The organism is Enterobacter cloacae complex sp. 277I4, from assembly GCF_050031465.1.
Lineage (GTDB): Bacteria > Pseudomonadota > Gammaproteobacteria > Enterobacterales > Enterobacteriaceae > Enterobacter > Enterobacter cloacae.
The window spans coordinates 844,002-858,276 of the sequence record NZ_JBLGWC010000001.1 but is presented as its reverse complement, the minus strand read 5'-3'; the positions used below and the strand labels follow the sequence as shown (position 1 = coordinate 858,276).

The following is a 14,275-nucleotide window of genomic DNA, read 5'->3' as shown; positions in this document are numbered from 1 at the left end:
ATTGGGTAAAATTCACCCAATTCTTTTTGTCATTATCTAATACCCTGGTAATTCATTCAAGTATTCTGCATTGCGGCCCGTTCTGCCTCCTGCTTCGCCAGGGTGCGTGCAAGAATGGTGGAGTATAGCGGTTTTCCACCCAGGAATTGGGCTAATAGTGTCGCGCCGAGACAGGTAATGATCATTGGCAAAATGAGCTGGTAATTATCCGTCATCTCCAGCACCAGCACGATGCCGGTGAGCGGCGCGCGCAGGGAGGCCGCCAGCAGCGCCCCCATTCCGGCAACGGCAAAGGTGCCCGCATCCAGATGGTATGCCGGAAAACTGACCTCAGCGGCCATGCCAAAGGCAGTACCAAGCAGCGTTCCCAGCGCCAGCATCGGAGCAAAGATACCGCCAGGCGCGCCGGAGGAAAAACAGAGCACCGTCGTGATGACGCGAGAAATAAACATAAACAGAAGCAGACCCACGCTGAAGTTGCCCGCAGCCGCAATCGGGATCAGCCCGAACCCGCCCCCCGCCGCGTTCGGTTCAATGAACCCCAGCACGCCGCACAGGCCGCCCAGCAGACCGCCCATCAACACCCACTTCGTGGTATTCCCGCCGTGGATGCGCTGGAACATATCCTGCATACGCAGAATAAAGGTGTTAAACAGCGGGCCGACAATGCCGAATATCATGCCGAGGATCAGGTACAGCCACAGCGTGTTGACCGGCGCATTGGTCAGTTTGCCCACTTCGATCACCGGGCTTTCGCCATTGAAAATGCGAAACACAATGCTCGACATGATCACACCGGTAAAGACCGCTTTGATCGAGATAAGGTTGTAACGGAACTGGGCGCGCATCTCTTCGATGATAAACAGGATCCCCGCCAGCGGCGCGTTAAACGCCGCCGAAAGCCCCGCTGCGGCACCTGTCGCCAGCAGCGTATGGCGCGCTTCCGCGCTGCGCATCCGGAACAGATCCCCCACCATGCGCCCGACGTTCCCGCCCAACTGCACGGTTGGCCCCTCTCGGCCCAGCACCATACCCGCACCAAGCGTTCCCATGCCGCCGATAAACTTCACCGGGATGACGCGCCACCAGCGCACCGGGCGCAGCTCTTCCAGCGCGCCTTCAATTTCAGGGATCCCGGAACCGCCCGCTTCCGGCGCAAATTTACGCACCAGAAAGTAGCCCACCATGGCAAATAGCGCGGACAACCCGAACGCCCAGACCCAGACCAGCCATCCTTTGTCGGCGAAACCGGCCACCGTACCAATACGCCAGTTCAGCACCGCATTGACTGCCTTTTCAAAGGCGACGCCCGCCAGCCCGGCGAGCGTACCGACTACAGCGGCGGCCAGTAAAATTGCCAGCGGTGTCTTATCGCGGTTAAGCAAGCGCCGGATGCTGATCCGGTGTTGCGCGCGCCGGAATTGTTGTTCTTCAAAAGAGGGAGAGTCTGCTTTCATTACCATGTCTTTTCGTCATACAAATCGCCGCAGGGATTTTACCAGAGTGCATCAGGTCGTCCCGTGAAAAATACTTAAAAATTGTTTAGCAATGAAAGGGGGCAAAAATTTCATTACCTTCCGCGGATCACTTAGAATAGTGTGCTTAATCATTTTATACGAACCAGGAACGACGCCATGAGCAAGTCTGAAAACCTCTACAGTGCAGCCCGCGAGCTTATCCCGGGCGGCGTGAACTCGCCTGTTCGCGCCTTTACCGGCGTAGGCGGAACGCCGCTGTTTATTGAACGTGCTGATGGCGCGTACCTGTTTGATGTCGACGGCAAGGCCTATATCGATTACGTCGGCTCCTGGGGCCCGATGGTGCTGGGTCACAACCACCCTGCCATCCGCAATGCGGTGATTGAAGCGGCCCAGCGCGGCCTGAGCTTCGGCGCGCCTACCGAGATGGAAGTCAAAATGGCGGAGCTGGTGACCGAGCTGGTGCCAACCATGGACATGGTGCGTATGGTGAACTCCGGTACCGAAGCCACCATGAGCGCTATTCGTCTGGCGCGCGGCTTTACCGGTCGTGACAAAATCATCAAATTTGAAGGCTGCTACCACGGCCATGCGGACTGCCTGCTGGTGAAAGCGGGTTCCGGCGCACTGACCCTTGGCCAGCCAAACTCCCCGGGCGTACCGGCTGATTTCGCGAAACACACCCTGACCTGCACCTATAACGATCTGAACACCGTTCGTGCGGCATTCGAGCAGTATCCACAGGAGATCGCCTGCATCATCGTTGAGCCGGTTGCGGGCAACATGAACTGCATTCCACCGCAGCCCGATTTCCTGCCGGGCCTGCGCGCCCTGTGCGATGAATTTGGCGCGCTGCTGATTATCGACGAAGTGATGACCGGTTTCCGCGTTGCGCTCGCGGGTGCCCAGTCTTATTACGGCGTAGAGCCGGATCTGACCTGTCTCGGCAAAATCATCGGCGGCGGTATGCCGGTGGGCGCGTTCGGGGGGCGCAAGGATGTGATGGAAGTCCTGGCACCAACGGGGCCGGTTTACCAGGCGGGTACGCTCTCCGGTAACCCGATTGCTATGGCGGCGGGCTTCGCCTGCCTGACAGAAGTCTCCCAGCCTGGCATTCACGAAACCCTGACTGAGCGCACGACGCAGCTGGCAAACGGTCTGCTGGAAGCGGCTGAAGAGGCGGGTATTCCGCTGGTGGTAAACCACGTGGGCGGGATGTTCGGGATCTTCTTCACGGAAGCCCAAACAGTGACAAGCTATCAGGACGTGGTGAAGTGCGACGTTGAACGCTTCAAGCGTTTCTTCCACCTGATGCTGGAAGAAGGTGTCTACCTGGCACCGTCTGCTTTTGAAGCTGGCTTTATGTCCGTCGCGCACAGCGAAGAGGATATCAATAACACCATCGACGCGGCGCGTAAGGTGTTTGCGAAGTTGTAAGCACGTGCGGCGTGATGCCCTCACCCCGGCCCTCTCCCCGTGGGAGAGGGAGCAACCCCTAAAACGTCAATCTTAGGATTGACGTTTACTTTTATTACCGACTCTGCTTTCTCAACAGATAAATAAAATACGGCGCGCCGATAAAGGTCGACAGCAAACCCGCCGGGATCTGATACGGGAACAGCACCATTCTTCCGCACCAGTCCGCCACCACCAGCATCACCCCGCCCGTCAGGGCAGACATCACGATATGCGGCATCGTCCGACGGAATCCCATCATTCTGGCGATATGCGGCGCCATCAACCCAACAAAACTCAGTGGACCAATGGTCATGGTGGCCGTGGCCGTCAGGCACGCCGCCAGCAGTAACAGCGCGACGCGCGTTGGCGTTAACGCCATGCCGACCGCACGTGCGGTTTCGCCCCCCAGCGGCAGGATCGTCATCCAGCGGCGGCACAGGGGCACAATCGCCAGCAGCACGATCATTACGATCCCGGAATGCACCACCTGACTGCCGGTGGCGTTGTACGTTGAGCCGGAGATCCAGGTCAGGATCTTCGCCATCCGCGGATCGCCGCTCGCCTGCAGCATCATCAGCAGCATGGTAAAGGCGGTGCTGAGCGCCATCCCGGCCAGCAGCATCCGGTGAGGCGAAAACCCGCCGCGGCCTGACGCAATCAGGATAATCATCAGCGTCACCGCCGCCCCGATGCTTCCGGCAGGCATCAGCCAGCCAAAGGCATTTCCCGGCACAAGGAACAGCATCAGCACCACGCCAAACGCGGCTCCCGAACTGATACCCAGCACTTCCGGGCTGGCCATCGGGTTGCCGGTCAGGCGCTGGATAATACAGCCCGCGACCGCCAGCATCACCCCGGCAATCAACGCCGAGAGGATCCGCGGCCAGCGCCACTGCAGCAGTTCCTGGAGCAAATCGCCCGTTGCCCAGTGCCAGCCCGTCGCATCGCGCCCGAAAGCAAGCGCCACAAACGAGACGATAATCAGCACCGCCAGCCCGGCGAGGCTGAACCACAGCACCGACTGACGCTCGGCATAAACTTTATCCCCAGCGTCCATCGCGGGAGCGCTCATGCTGCGCAGACGTGGCAACAGCCACAGCAACAGCGGCGCGCCAACCAGTGCCGTTACCGACCCGGTAGAGACTTCCATCCAGACACGCGCCAGCCAGAGAATGATTTGATCGGAAAGCCAGAGGATCAGCGCTCCAATTAGCGGGGCCAGCAGCAGTCGCGCCAGCAGGCGACGCGCACCGAGCATTTTTGCCAGCAGCGGGGCAAACAGCCCGATAAAGCCGATAATCCCAACCGCATTAACCAGCAATGCGCTGAGGACAATCGCCAGCGTCAGCGCCGCCAGACGCGCCAGGGAGAGCGCCAGCCCCAGATTGCGGGCTACACCGTCATCCAGCCCCATCAGCGTCAGCGGACGTAACAACAGCAGCGTCAACATGGCGCCGCCAACAAGCTGCGGCCACAGACGCTGCACAATACTCCAGTCGGTCTGGGTCAGCGTGCCGGTACTCCACAGAAACATGCTTTGCAGCTGATCGTGATGAAACAGCACCAGCAGCTGGTTGATTGCCCCACAGTAGAGGCTCACCACCAGCCCTGCGAGGATCAGCGTCACTGGCGAGAGGCGTTTCCCCCACGCCACGCCGAAGACCAGCGCGCCTACCACGCACGCGCCCGCAAGCGCGGCAAACTGCGAGGTTAACGCCCCAGGCAGTGCCCACAGCGTGGTCACCGTGATCCCAAGCTGGGCACCGGTCGCGACGCCAAGCGTTGTAGGCTCGGCCAGCGGGTTACGCAAAACCTGCTGGAACAGGACGCCCACCAGCCCTAACCCGGCCCCGACCAGCAGCGAAATCGCCAGACGCGGCAGCAGGCTGTAGTGGAACAGCATTTGCTGAATATTATCGATATCCGGCGCAGCCAGGGCCGCGCCCCACTGCCCGCGCGGTAAGGCGGTCGAGAGGTTAAACCAGGTCAAAGCCAGCGCGGTCAGGAAAATCAGAGCCAGCAACAGCGCCGGGAAACGGGCAATACGCGTACTCATGCTTTTCCCCCCAGCGCGTTATCCAGCACCCGGGCGAAGTGCATGGCCGACAGCGTCGCGCCGTAGAACCAGACCGCCGGTGCACGCGTAAAGCGTTGCTCACGCACGAACGGCATCGCCTGCCACAACGGTGTCGCCATCAGCGCCTGCATTTCACGCTCGTTGCCGTGATCGAAGCACAATACGTCCACATCGCGGAACGCCGCCAGACGGTCGATACCGACGGCGGTGCTGCCCCAGAAGGTCATCTCCCCTTCCCAGGCATTAGGAATGCCAAAGCTATCGAGCACTTCCTGGAACAGACAGTTTTTGCCGAAGACCAGCATATGGCGCGCATCCAGCAGCGTCACCATCAGCAGCGGGCGGTCTCCGCGATGGGCAAAACGCGGCTTCAGGGCGTCAATCAGAGCATCAAACTCTGCGAAATGTTGTTTGGCTTCCGCCTCACGGTTGAGGAAATGCGCCATCTCGTTGATGGATTTTTTCGCCATCGTCAGCGGTTTTTTACCGTCACTGAAGGAGAACCCCCGCCCAGGGGCAATACGCGCCATTGTCTCTTCTGACGGGCCATACCCCGCGGACCAGAACAGAAATGACGGCTTCATCTGCGTCAGCAGCTCAAGGTTAGGCTCCGTACGCAAACCAATATCAATGACCGAATCGGGTAGCGCCGGCTCGTTCACCCACAGCCGGTAGTTGGGAATATCGGCCACGCCATACGGCGTGACGCCCAGCGCCATCATCAGTTCAACAGGCAGCCACTCCAGCGCCACAATACGGTGCGGATCGACGGCAGCAGCCCGCGCGAGGTTCATCTTTAACAGCAGCGGTGAAAGTGCCATGGCCGTCAGCAGGCGACGGCGGCTCAACAAGGTAGAATTCAGCATCAGTAAACAAAGCTCACCGGAGCAGCCCCGCCAGGATGAGGCAGGATCCCCATAGGAATACCGTAGATGTGTTCCAGCGTTTCGCTCCGCATCAGTTCAGACGGCGAACCCTCGGCAATCATCTCCCCGCCGCGAAGAGCGACAAGATAATCACAATAGCGCGCCGCCATGTTGATATCGTGCAGCACCGCAATAACCGTCAGGCCACGCTGCTGGCTCAGGCGATGAACCAGCGCGAGAACATCAACCTGGTGAGCAATATCCAGTGCGGAAGTGGGTTCGTCGAGCAGCAGGCAGCGGCTGTCCTGCGCGACCAGCATCGCAATCCAGGCTCGCTGACGTTCGCCCCCGGAAAGGCTGTCAACCAGACGGTGCGCCAGCGGCTTTAATCCTACCAGCGCAATCGCTTCTTCCACTTTTTCTCTGTCGGCGACACCGAAGCGCCCGAGTGCGCCATGCCACGGATAACGCCCGATTGCCACCAGCTCACGCACCGTCATCCCTTCCGCCTGAGGCAATTGCTGCGGCAGATAGGCGACTTTGCGCGCAAAGGCTTTACTGCTCCAGCTCTCCAGAGGCTGTTCGTCCAGCAAAATATCCCCTTCAGAAGGCGGCTGATGACGGCCCAGCATTTTAAGTAACGTCGATTTACCGGAACCATTGTGACCAATCAAGCCGGTAACTTTACCTGCGGGGAACGTCAACGAGAGCGGATGCAGCAAGGTGCGCCCGGGAACACGAAAGGAGAGTTGATTGAGCGTAAAGGTGGTATCGGATTGCGTTTTATTATCCTGCATATCAGCCAACTTAAATAAAAAGGGCACGGCGAACCGTGCCCGAAGAGAGATTAGAAGCGGAAGGTCGCGGTAGCCACAACCTGACGTCCTGCTCCCCAGTAGCATGCGTATTCGCTATAGCAGCTGGAAACGTACTCGCGGTCAAAGATATTGTTCACGTTAACGCCAACTGAAGAGCCTGGCAGCCCAAAACGCGCCAGATCGTATTTCACCGTCGCGTCCGCCAGCGCGTAACCCGCGACGTTAAACGATTCGTAGGCTTTCGGAGACGTTGAGGAGTAGTAGGAAACGGTGTTGCCGATATAGCGCGCACCCGCCCCCAGCGTCAGACCGCTCAGTGCCGTCTCGTGGAAGGTGTAATCCGCCCACAGAGAGGCCATGTTACGTGGCACTTCCGCCGGGCGGCGGCCTTCAAACCAGGTATCGTGAGTGTATTTCGCATCGGTGAAGCTGTACGAGGCCGTCACGTTCACATTGGCTGATACGGCCGCTTTCGCTTCCAGCTCAACACCACGGGAACGAATTTCGCCCCCTTGTACGCTGAAGCCGCTGGTCGGGTTGGCCGGATCGGCCGTCAGATTATTGTTTTTGGTCAGCTGATACACCGCTGCCGTGACCACAACAGGCAGATCTTTCGGTACGTATTTCACACCGGCTTCATACTGCTTGCCGCGTGCCGGATCGAACGGTTTTCCGCCCTGAGTGGTACCCGAAATCGGTTCGAATGATTCGCTATAGCTGAAGTACGGCGTGATACCGTTGTCGAACAGGTAGTTAATCCCGCCACGCCAGGTGAATGCCTGATCGTTAATTTCCGCGGTAGTACCGGTAGTACGGGTCAGCGCAGAGGTTTTCGCAAAATCATAGCGACCACCCATTGTCAGTACCCACTTATCCCACTCAGCCTGATCCTGAGCGTACAGACCAGTTTGTTCCTGACGATTAAGCACTTTGTACAGGTAGTAAACATCGACGTTCGGATTGCCGTACGCAGGCTTTGTCATGCTGATCGGATCGGCAGTACCGTAGTCTGCGTTGATGTCATTACGCATACGAAGGTAATCGACCCCGGTTAAGAGGGTATGATCCACAGCGCCGGTCGCGAATTTTGACTGAAGCTGAGTATCCACGGTGAACGAGTTGAGATCTTCGTCTGAACGTACATACGCGCGGCTGATTTGCGCCGGGGCAATATAGCCGTTGCCGTAGACGGAACGATACAGCGTGTTGATTTTGGTGTAGCGCAGGTTTTGACGCAGGGTAAAGGTGTCATCAAACGCATGCGAGAAGCTGTATCCCACCATTTTCTGGCGACGGGCGATCTTATTGTCCTCTTCCCCTTCGTTGAAATTGGTCGGCAGCTTGTGCGCTTTACCGTTGGCATCATAGTAAGGCACAACGGTACCTTCCCGCGGCAGCCAGCCGTAATAGCCCGCATCCGGATCGCTCTGGAAGTTGCTCAGGAAAGTGAAATCGGTTTTATCGTCAGGACGCCAGCTGAAAGCCGGTGCAATGGCATAGCGGGTGGATTTGGCCATCTCCTGCTGCGCATTTTCACTACGTCCCAGACCGGTCAGGCGGTATGACCACACGCCGTCATCATCAATTGCATCGCTGAAATCAAACCCGGTCTGCCACAGGTTATCGGTGCCCATCTTGAACTGAATTTCTTTCAGCGGCTCAGTGGTCGGTCGCTTGCTGACCATGCTCACAACACCGCCCGGATGGCTTTTGCCGTACAGTACAGATGTTGGGCCACGTAGCAGCTCCACGCGCTCAAGGAAGTACGGATCCATGGACGCTTCAGAATAGTTATCGCCCTGCAGCTTCATCCCATCGAGATACTGGTTGGTATTCACGGTGCTGGAAGTGGTGAAACCACGAATCGACACCACATCATATGTCGTTGAGGCGCCGCGGGTGGCAAAAACGCTCGGCGTATAAGCCAGCGCTTGCTTCACCGTTCCCGGCTGCTTCATGTCAATTTCTTCACGCGTGACGACGGAAATCGACTGCGGCGTCTTTTCTATAGGTGTATCGGTCTTGGTTGCCGTTGCGGTACGTTTCGCCGCAATCGTTGGTGCAGGCCCCCAGGCACTTTCCTGTGCAGCCGGAGCGGCAGTGACAGTGATGGTTTCTTCTTTTTTCGGGGTTTCGGCAGCATGGGTATAAGCAGACATGCCGGCAACCGCTGTGGCTACGACAACTGCGATTTTACGCAGCGACGTGTTAATTGGCTGAGCAGTATTGGAAAGCGCCATGGTGTATCTCTGATAGAAAAGTGAATGATAACGTAAACGAGAATTATTATTATGACCGCAGCATAATAGGCGAAACGTTGGCTGCATAGCAAGCAGGAAGCGGCCCTACGAGAATTAAGGGTTTAAGAAATAACCAGGAGAAAACGAAGGGTTAATCAGAATTAAAACGAGGGTTAATAAAATGGGGAAAACGGGTAAAAAAATCCCCCCTTTCGGGGGGACCTTGAACGGTTAGTTACCGCCGAACATATCTCTAATCCAGCCCGCGACACCGTCGCTGTCTTTCTTCTCGTTCTGCTGCTGCGGCTGTTGTTGCTGCGGCTGCTGAGGCTGAGAAGACTGGTCGAACGGGTTGCCCGTCGGCTGCTCTGGCTGACTCTGCTGGCACAGGGAATCCGGGTTCGTTGTCCAGACAGGCAAGGTACGCATACCGCCGCCACAGACAAAGTTTCCGGAACTGTCCACGCCCATATCCACGATATCCTCCGGCGCAACCAGGTTTAGCGGCACCGGAGACTGATTCGCCAGATAACGCTGGTAAATCGACATCGCCCCGCTCGCACCATACAGTTTGGTTGGCTGGTTGTTGTCGCGGCCCACCCAGGTGATCACCACTTCACGACCATCGATACCGGCAAACCAGGTATCGACGTTGTTGTTGGTCGTCCCGGTTTTGCCCGCCAGATGCAGGCCCGGATACTTCGCCCCCAGCTGACGGCCGGTACCACGCTGCACAACCTGCTGCATCGTCCACAGCGTCATGTAGGCTGCCTGCGCCGGAACGGCGCGTTCCGCCTGCGGGAAGCTCTGATACAGCACGGAGCCATCTTCGGCAATCACCGAGCGCAGGGCTGACAGCGGTGCACGGTTACCACCGCTGGCAATGGTCTGGAACGCCTGTGCCACTTCGATTGGCGTCAGGTTTAACGCCCCCAGGATCATGGCTGGCACAGGGTGCAGCTGATCTTTAGCGACGCCCAGCTTCTGCCAGGTATCAACTATCGCAGGCAGACCCAGTGCCATCCCAAGGTTTACCGTCGGCACGTTCATGGAGCGGGTCAACGCATCCACCAGCATTACCTGGCCGCTGAACTGTTTATCATCGTTCTGCGGTGACCAGACCTGGCCGTTAGGCTGACGCAGGGAGATCGGCGCGTCGGCAATCCAGGTATTCAGGCGATACAGATTTGGCTGGCTCAGGGCAGTGAGATAGGTTGCTGGCTTCGCCAGTGAACCGATCGAACGACGCGCCTGCATAGCACGGTTGTAACCTGCAAACTGCGGCTCAGCCCCGCCCACCATCGCACGGACTTCACCCGTGTTACGGTCAACCACCACCATCGCGGTTTCCAGATCGCTCAGCTTACGCTGTTTCTTCAGCGCCGGAATGCCCTCAACGGCCGCTTTTTCTGCCGCATCCTGCGCCACGGAGTCAAAGGTGGTAAAGATCTTCACGCCGGAGAGATCTTTCACTTTATCACCGAGCTTGCTCTGCAGCTCCTGACGCACCAGCTGCATAAACGCAGGCTGAGGCGAAATCACACCGCCGCGCGGCTGGACGCCAAGCGGACGTGCGCTCAGCATGTCGTACAGCTCCTGGTCAATCACCTGCTGTTGTTGCAGCAGACGCAGCACCAGGTTACGACGCTCCAGCGCCAGTTTCGGGTTACGCCACGGGTTATAGATGGACGCCCCTTTCACCATACCCACCAGCAGCGCCTGCTGGTCCAGGCTCAGCTCTTCCACCGGACGGCCAAAGTAGTACAGGCTCGCCAGCGGGAAACCGCGGATTTCGTTATCACCGCTCTGACCGAGATAGACCTCGTTCATATACAGCTCAAGGATACGATCCTTGCTGTAACGCGCATCCATCAGCACGGCCATGTACGCTTCGTTGGCTTTACGCCAGTATGAGCGCTCGCTGGAGAGGAACAGGTTCTTCACCAGCTGCTGGGTAAGCGTACTCGCCCCCTGTACCGTACGGCCCGCCGTCAGGTTGGCCAGCACCGCACGACCAATGGAGTAGAGGCTGATACCATCGTGCTCATAGAAGTGACGGTCTTCGGTTGCCAGCAGCGTGTCCACCAGCAGGTCCGGGAAACCGTTACGGGCGACGAACAGACGCTGTTCACCATTCGCCGAAGAGAGCATGGTGATAAGACGCGGATCGAGACGGAAGAAACCGAACTGGCGGTTGTTATCCATGTTCTCGATGGTTTCCAGACGATCGCCGTCAAAAGTCAGACGCGCACGCACCTGCCCCTCTTTGCTGTCCGGGAAATCGAACGGACGACGGATCATCTCAATGCTTTTCGCCTGCACGGTAAATTCGCCAGGACGCGTCATTTTCGACACCTGACGATACTGGGTGGCCTCCAGCAGTTTCACCATCTCGTTCTTACTGATCGACATGTCAGGCTCAAGGTTCACCATGCGGCCATACACTGCCGCAGGCAATTGCCAGACTTTTCCGTCGATACGGCTGCGGATCTTCTGATCCAGATAAACGCCGTAGATCGCCATCAGTACAACAAAAACAATGAACAGCTTCAGCAGCAGCCAGAACCAGCCGCGTTTACCCCGAGGCTTACGCCCTTTGCCTTTTCCTTTACGCGGCATCGGTTCTTCATCCTCATAATCGTCTTCATAGTCATCGTCATAATCCTCATCTCTGAGGCGACGACGGCTCACCTTTTCTTTGGCCGGACGCGTTGGTTTTCCCTTACGCCCAATTGGCTCGCGGTCATTCCCCGCCATGCTTTTTCTCCGCAACGTTCAGGCGCAAAGGCCCGATTCTCATTTCTTCCACTGACCTGTGAAAGAAGAAATCTCTCAAAATTGCTTTTCTCCCTCTCCCTGTGGGAGAGGGTCGGGGTGAGGGCATCAGGCCGCACTCCCCTTTACGAATATTTCTTCGTCCGCCGTGTCGGTGCCGTATTTGCCGGATCGTCCGGCCAGACATGTTTGGGATAACGCCCTTTCATCTCTTTTTGCACTTCACGGTAGCTCCCCGCCCAGAATGCGCCCAGATCGCGGGTAATCTGCAGCGGGCGATGCGCAGGTGACAACAGCTCAAGCACCACGGGCACGCGCCCTTCGGCAATGGATGGCGTGGTCGCCTCGCCAAACATCTCCTGCATCCGTACCGCCAGCGCCGGTGGATTATCCTCGTGATAACGAATGGCAATCCGGCTGCCGGTCGGCACAGTGTAATGCTCTGGCAGTTCACTATCCAGACGTTGACGTAACGACCAGTCGAGTAAATTCTGTAACGCGACCTTAACATCAAGCGCTTTTAGCGCCCGCAGCGAGTGTACACCGCTCATTTGCGGCAGGAGCCAGGTTTCCAGCGACGCAAGTAACGAGTCATCATCCACCGCCGGCCAGGCATACTCGGGCAACCAGCGCGCGGCGCAGTGCAGACGAATACGGTACTGCTCGGCCTCCGGGGTCCAGTTCAGAACACCTAAACCTTTTTCGCGAATACCGTTTAGCATCGCCTGGTGCAACTCCTCTTCCGATGGCTTTGCCAGCGGCTTCGTCCCCAGGGTCAGTTTACCTATCTGGCTACGACGAAATGCCTTCAGGGTGCCCTGCTCATCATCCCACTCGACGATGTCGGACTGCTGAAGCAACTGCGGACATGCGCGCGTGAGGGCATCGATATCCACAGCCACGGCCTGCAAAATTCGGGCATCGGGCGAGTGGCTACCCTGCAGTAAGAGCGGCGCAATCAGCCATTCATGGCGCGTCAGGGCGTCATCGCTGTCCAGCATCGCACCCATGCCGTTTGCCAGCTGGTAGCGTCCATCCAGCCCGCGACGACGCGCGATCCTGTCGGCAAATGCCTGCGCCAGGAGAGGCGCAATGCTGTCAGCGTCCGGCGTACCACCACGGCTGTTAAGCCGTTTACAGAGCTGCTGCGCGCGCTGCTGCCAGTTCCCCTGATTACGTGAAAAGGCCTGCGCCAGATCGCAATTTGCACCACGCGGCGGCTCCTCAAGGATAGCCGCCAGTTTCGCCGCCGTGGCAATTTCATCATCCCCCTGAGCGGCCACCAGCATCGCGGCCAGCCGGGGATCGTTACCCAGCGCGGCCATTTTCTGCCCACGTGATGATAGCCTTTCGCCGTCCAGCGCCCCTAGCTGGGTCAGCAACGCGCGCGCCGCCGCCAGGTTTACCGCGGGAGGTGCATTGAGCCAGGTTAACTGCGCGGGATCGGGGCAACCCCACTGCAACAGTTCCATGATCAGCCCCGAAAGATCGCTTTGTAAAATTTCCGGCGTGCTCTGCACAGCCGCGCGTTCGGCCTGTTCTGCGCTGATGAGATGCACACAGATGCCCGGCTCAAGACGCCCGGCACGGCCAGCTCGCTGAACCATCGACGCCTGGCTGATGCGTTGCGTTAGCAGCTTTGTCAGCCCGGTGCGCGGGTCAAAACTGGCTACTCTCTCCTGGGCGCTGTCCACCACCAGGCGAATGCCTTCAATGGTCAGACTGGTTTCGGCAATATTGGTGGCCAGTACCACTTTACGCTGCCCCGTTGGCGCGGGAAGGATGGCCTTGCGCTGGTCACTCAACGACAGTGCGCCGTAGAGCGGGCAGAGCAATACGTCGCTGCCCACCCGGGCGGCAAGCTGCTCCTGCACCCGCTGGATTTCGCCAACGCCCGGCAAAAACAGCAGCAGCGAACCGGATTCCTGCCGGAGCAAATCAGCCGTGGCGATCGCCACCGCTTCATCGAAACGCTGATGGGCAGGAAGCGGCTGATAGCGGCGCTCAACCGGAAACGCGCGCCCTTCGGAGGTGATGACCGGCGCATCCGGTAACGTCTGCTGTAGCCGCTCGTTATCCAGCGTGGCCGACATGATGAGCAGTCGGAGATCGTCCCGTAACCCCTGCTGGACGTCCAGCAACAGCGCCAGCGCCAGATCCGCCTGCAGGCTGCGCTCGTGGAACTCATCCAGAATCACCAGCCCGATGCCGGACAGTTCCGGATCGTTTTGCAGCATACGGGTGAGGATCCCTTCGGTCACCACTTCAAGCCGCGTGGACGGGCCGACGCAGGTTTCGGCGCGCATACGGTAGCCTACCGTCTCGCCCGGTTTTTCATTCAGCAGTTCCGCCAGGCGCTGCGCCACGTTGCGCGCGGCCAGCCTGCGCGGCTCCAGCAGGATAATCTTCCCGCTGATAATGCCTGCGTTGAGAATGTGCAGCGGTAGCCAGGTGGATTTACCGGCACCCGTAGGGGCGTTAAGTAAAACCTGCGGGGCATCCTGCAAGGCAGCGAGCAGTTCAGGAAGGGCGACGGCGACCGGCAATGAGGACACTAACAGCT

The 14,275-nt window shown here is 58.4% G+C and carries 8 protein-coding genes; 1 reads left to right on the top strand and 7 read right to left on the bottom strand.

All coding sequences use genetic code 11. The features are described 5' to 3' along the window. Nucleotides 1-56: 56 nt before the first annotated feature. A complete protein-coding gene (gene clcA, locus ACQG19_RS04040; protein ID WP_023620753.1) occupies nucleotides 57-1,457 on the bottom strand; it encodes a H(+)/Cl(-) exchange transporter ClcA in 1,401 nt (466 codons plus the stop codon). A gap of 177 nt (nucleotides 1,458-1,634) precedes the next feature. Here clcA and hemL point away from each other — a divergent pair, with 177 nt between their 5' ends. After that, the gene (gene hemL / locus ACQG19_RS04035; protein WP_246932882.1) at nucleotides 1,635-2,915 is read left to right on the top strand and encodes a glutamate-1-semialdehyde 2,1-aminomutase; all 1,281 of its coding nucleotides are present in this window, start codon (nucleotides 1,635-1,637) and stop codon (nucleotides 2,913-2,915) included. A 94-nt stretch (nucleotides 2,916-3,009) separates the two neighbouring features. Here hemL and fhuB read toward each other — a convergent pair whose 3' ends face one another. The 6 genes from fhuB to hrpB all read right to left on the bottom strand — a co-directional run bounded on the left by fhuB (nucleotide 3,010) and on the right by hrpB (nucleotide 14,267). After that, complete coding sequence (fhuB, locus tag ACQG19_RS04030) at nucleotides 3,010-4,992, bottom strand: Fe(3+)-hydroxamate ABC transporter permease FhuB (protein WP_013095640.1); 1,983 nt, start codon at nucleotides 4,990-4,992, stop codon at nucleotides 3,010-3,012. Next, nucleotides 4,989-5,879: a Fe(3+)-hydroxamate ABC transporter substrate-binding protein FhuD gene (fhuD, locus tag ACQG19_RS04025; protein ID WP_058679361.1), complete on the bottom strand. Its 891-nt coding sequence runs from the start codon at nucleotides 5,877-5,879 to the stop codon at nucleotides 4,989-4,991. Before fhuD ends, fhuB begins: the two co-directional genes overlap by 4 nt. After that, nucleotides 5,879-6,676, bottom strand: coding sequence for a Fe3+-hydroxamate ABC transporter ATP-binding protein FhuC (gene fhuC, locus ACQG19_RS04020; protein WP_023620747.1), 798 nt, complete (start codon nucleotides 6,674-6,676; stop codon nucleotides 5,879-5,881). The genes fhuD and fhuC overlap by 1 nt, the downstream gene beginning before the upstream one ends. 50 nt (nucleotides 6,677-6,726) lie before the next feature. Beyond that, complete coding sequence (fhuA, locus tag ACQG19_RS04015; RefSeq protein WP_038981238.1) at nucleotides 6,727-8,937, bottom strand: ferrichrome porin FhuA; 2,211 nt, start codon at nucleotides 8,935-8,937, stop codon at nucleotides 6,727-6,729. Between the two features lie 231 nt (nucleotides 8,938-9,168). Beyond that, nucleotides 9,169-11,694, bottom strand: coding sequence for a bifunctional glycosyl transferase/transpeptidase (gene mrcB, locus ACQG19_RS04010; protein WP_013095636.1), 2,526 nt, complete (start codon nucleotides 11,692-11,694; stop codon nucleotides 9,169-9,171). Between the two features lie 143 nt (nucleotides 11,695-11,837). Beyond that, on the bottom strand, nucleotides 11,838-14,267 hold the full coding sequence (gene hrpB / locus ACQG19_RS04005) for an ATP-dependent helicase HrpB (RefSeq protein WP_222169224.1): 2,430 nt from the start codon (nucleotides 14,265-14,267) through the stop codon (nucleotides 11,838-11,840). Nucleotides 14,268-14,275: the final 8 nt, after the last annotated feature.

Excerpts from the sequence above, each read along its gene's own strand:
- fhuB (WP_013095640.1), bottom strand. The coding sequence starts at position 4,992 with ATGAGTACGCGTATTGCCCGTTTCCCGGCGCTGTTGCTGGCTCTGATT.
- hemL (WP_246932882.1), top strand. The coding sequence starts at position 1,635 with ATGAGCAAGTCTGAAAACCTCTACAGTGCAGCCCGCGAGCTTATCCCG.
- fhuC (WP_023620747.1), bottom strand. The coding sequence starts at position 6,676 with ATGCAGGATAATAAAACGCAATCCGATACCACCTTTACGCTCAATCAA.
- fhuA (WP_038981238.1), bottom strand. The coding sequence starts at position 8,937 with ATGGCGCTTTCCAATACTGCTCAGCCAATTAACACGTCGCTGCGTAAA.
- fhuD (WP_058679361.1), bottom strand. The coding sequence starts at position 5,879 with ATGCTGAATTCTACCTTGTTGAGCCGCCGTCGCCTGCTGACGGCCATG.
- mrcB (WP_013095636.1), bottom strand. The coding sequence starts at position 11,694 with ATGGCGGGGAATGACCGCGAGCCAATTGGGCGTAAGGGAAAACCAACG.
- clcA (WP_023620753.1), bottom strand. The coding sequence starts at position 1,457 with ATGAAAGCAGACTCTCCCTCTTTTGAAGAACAACAATTCCGGCGCGCG.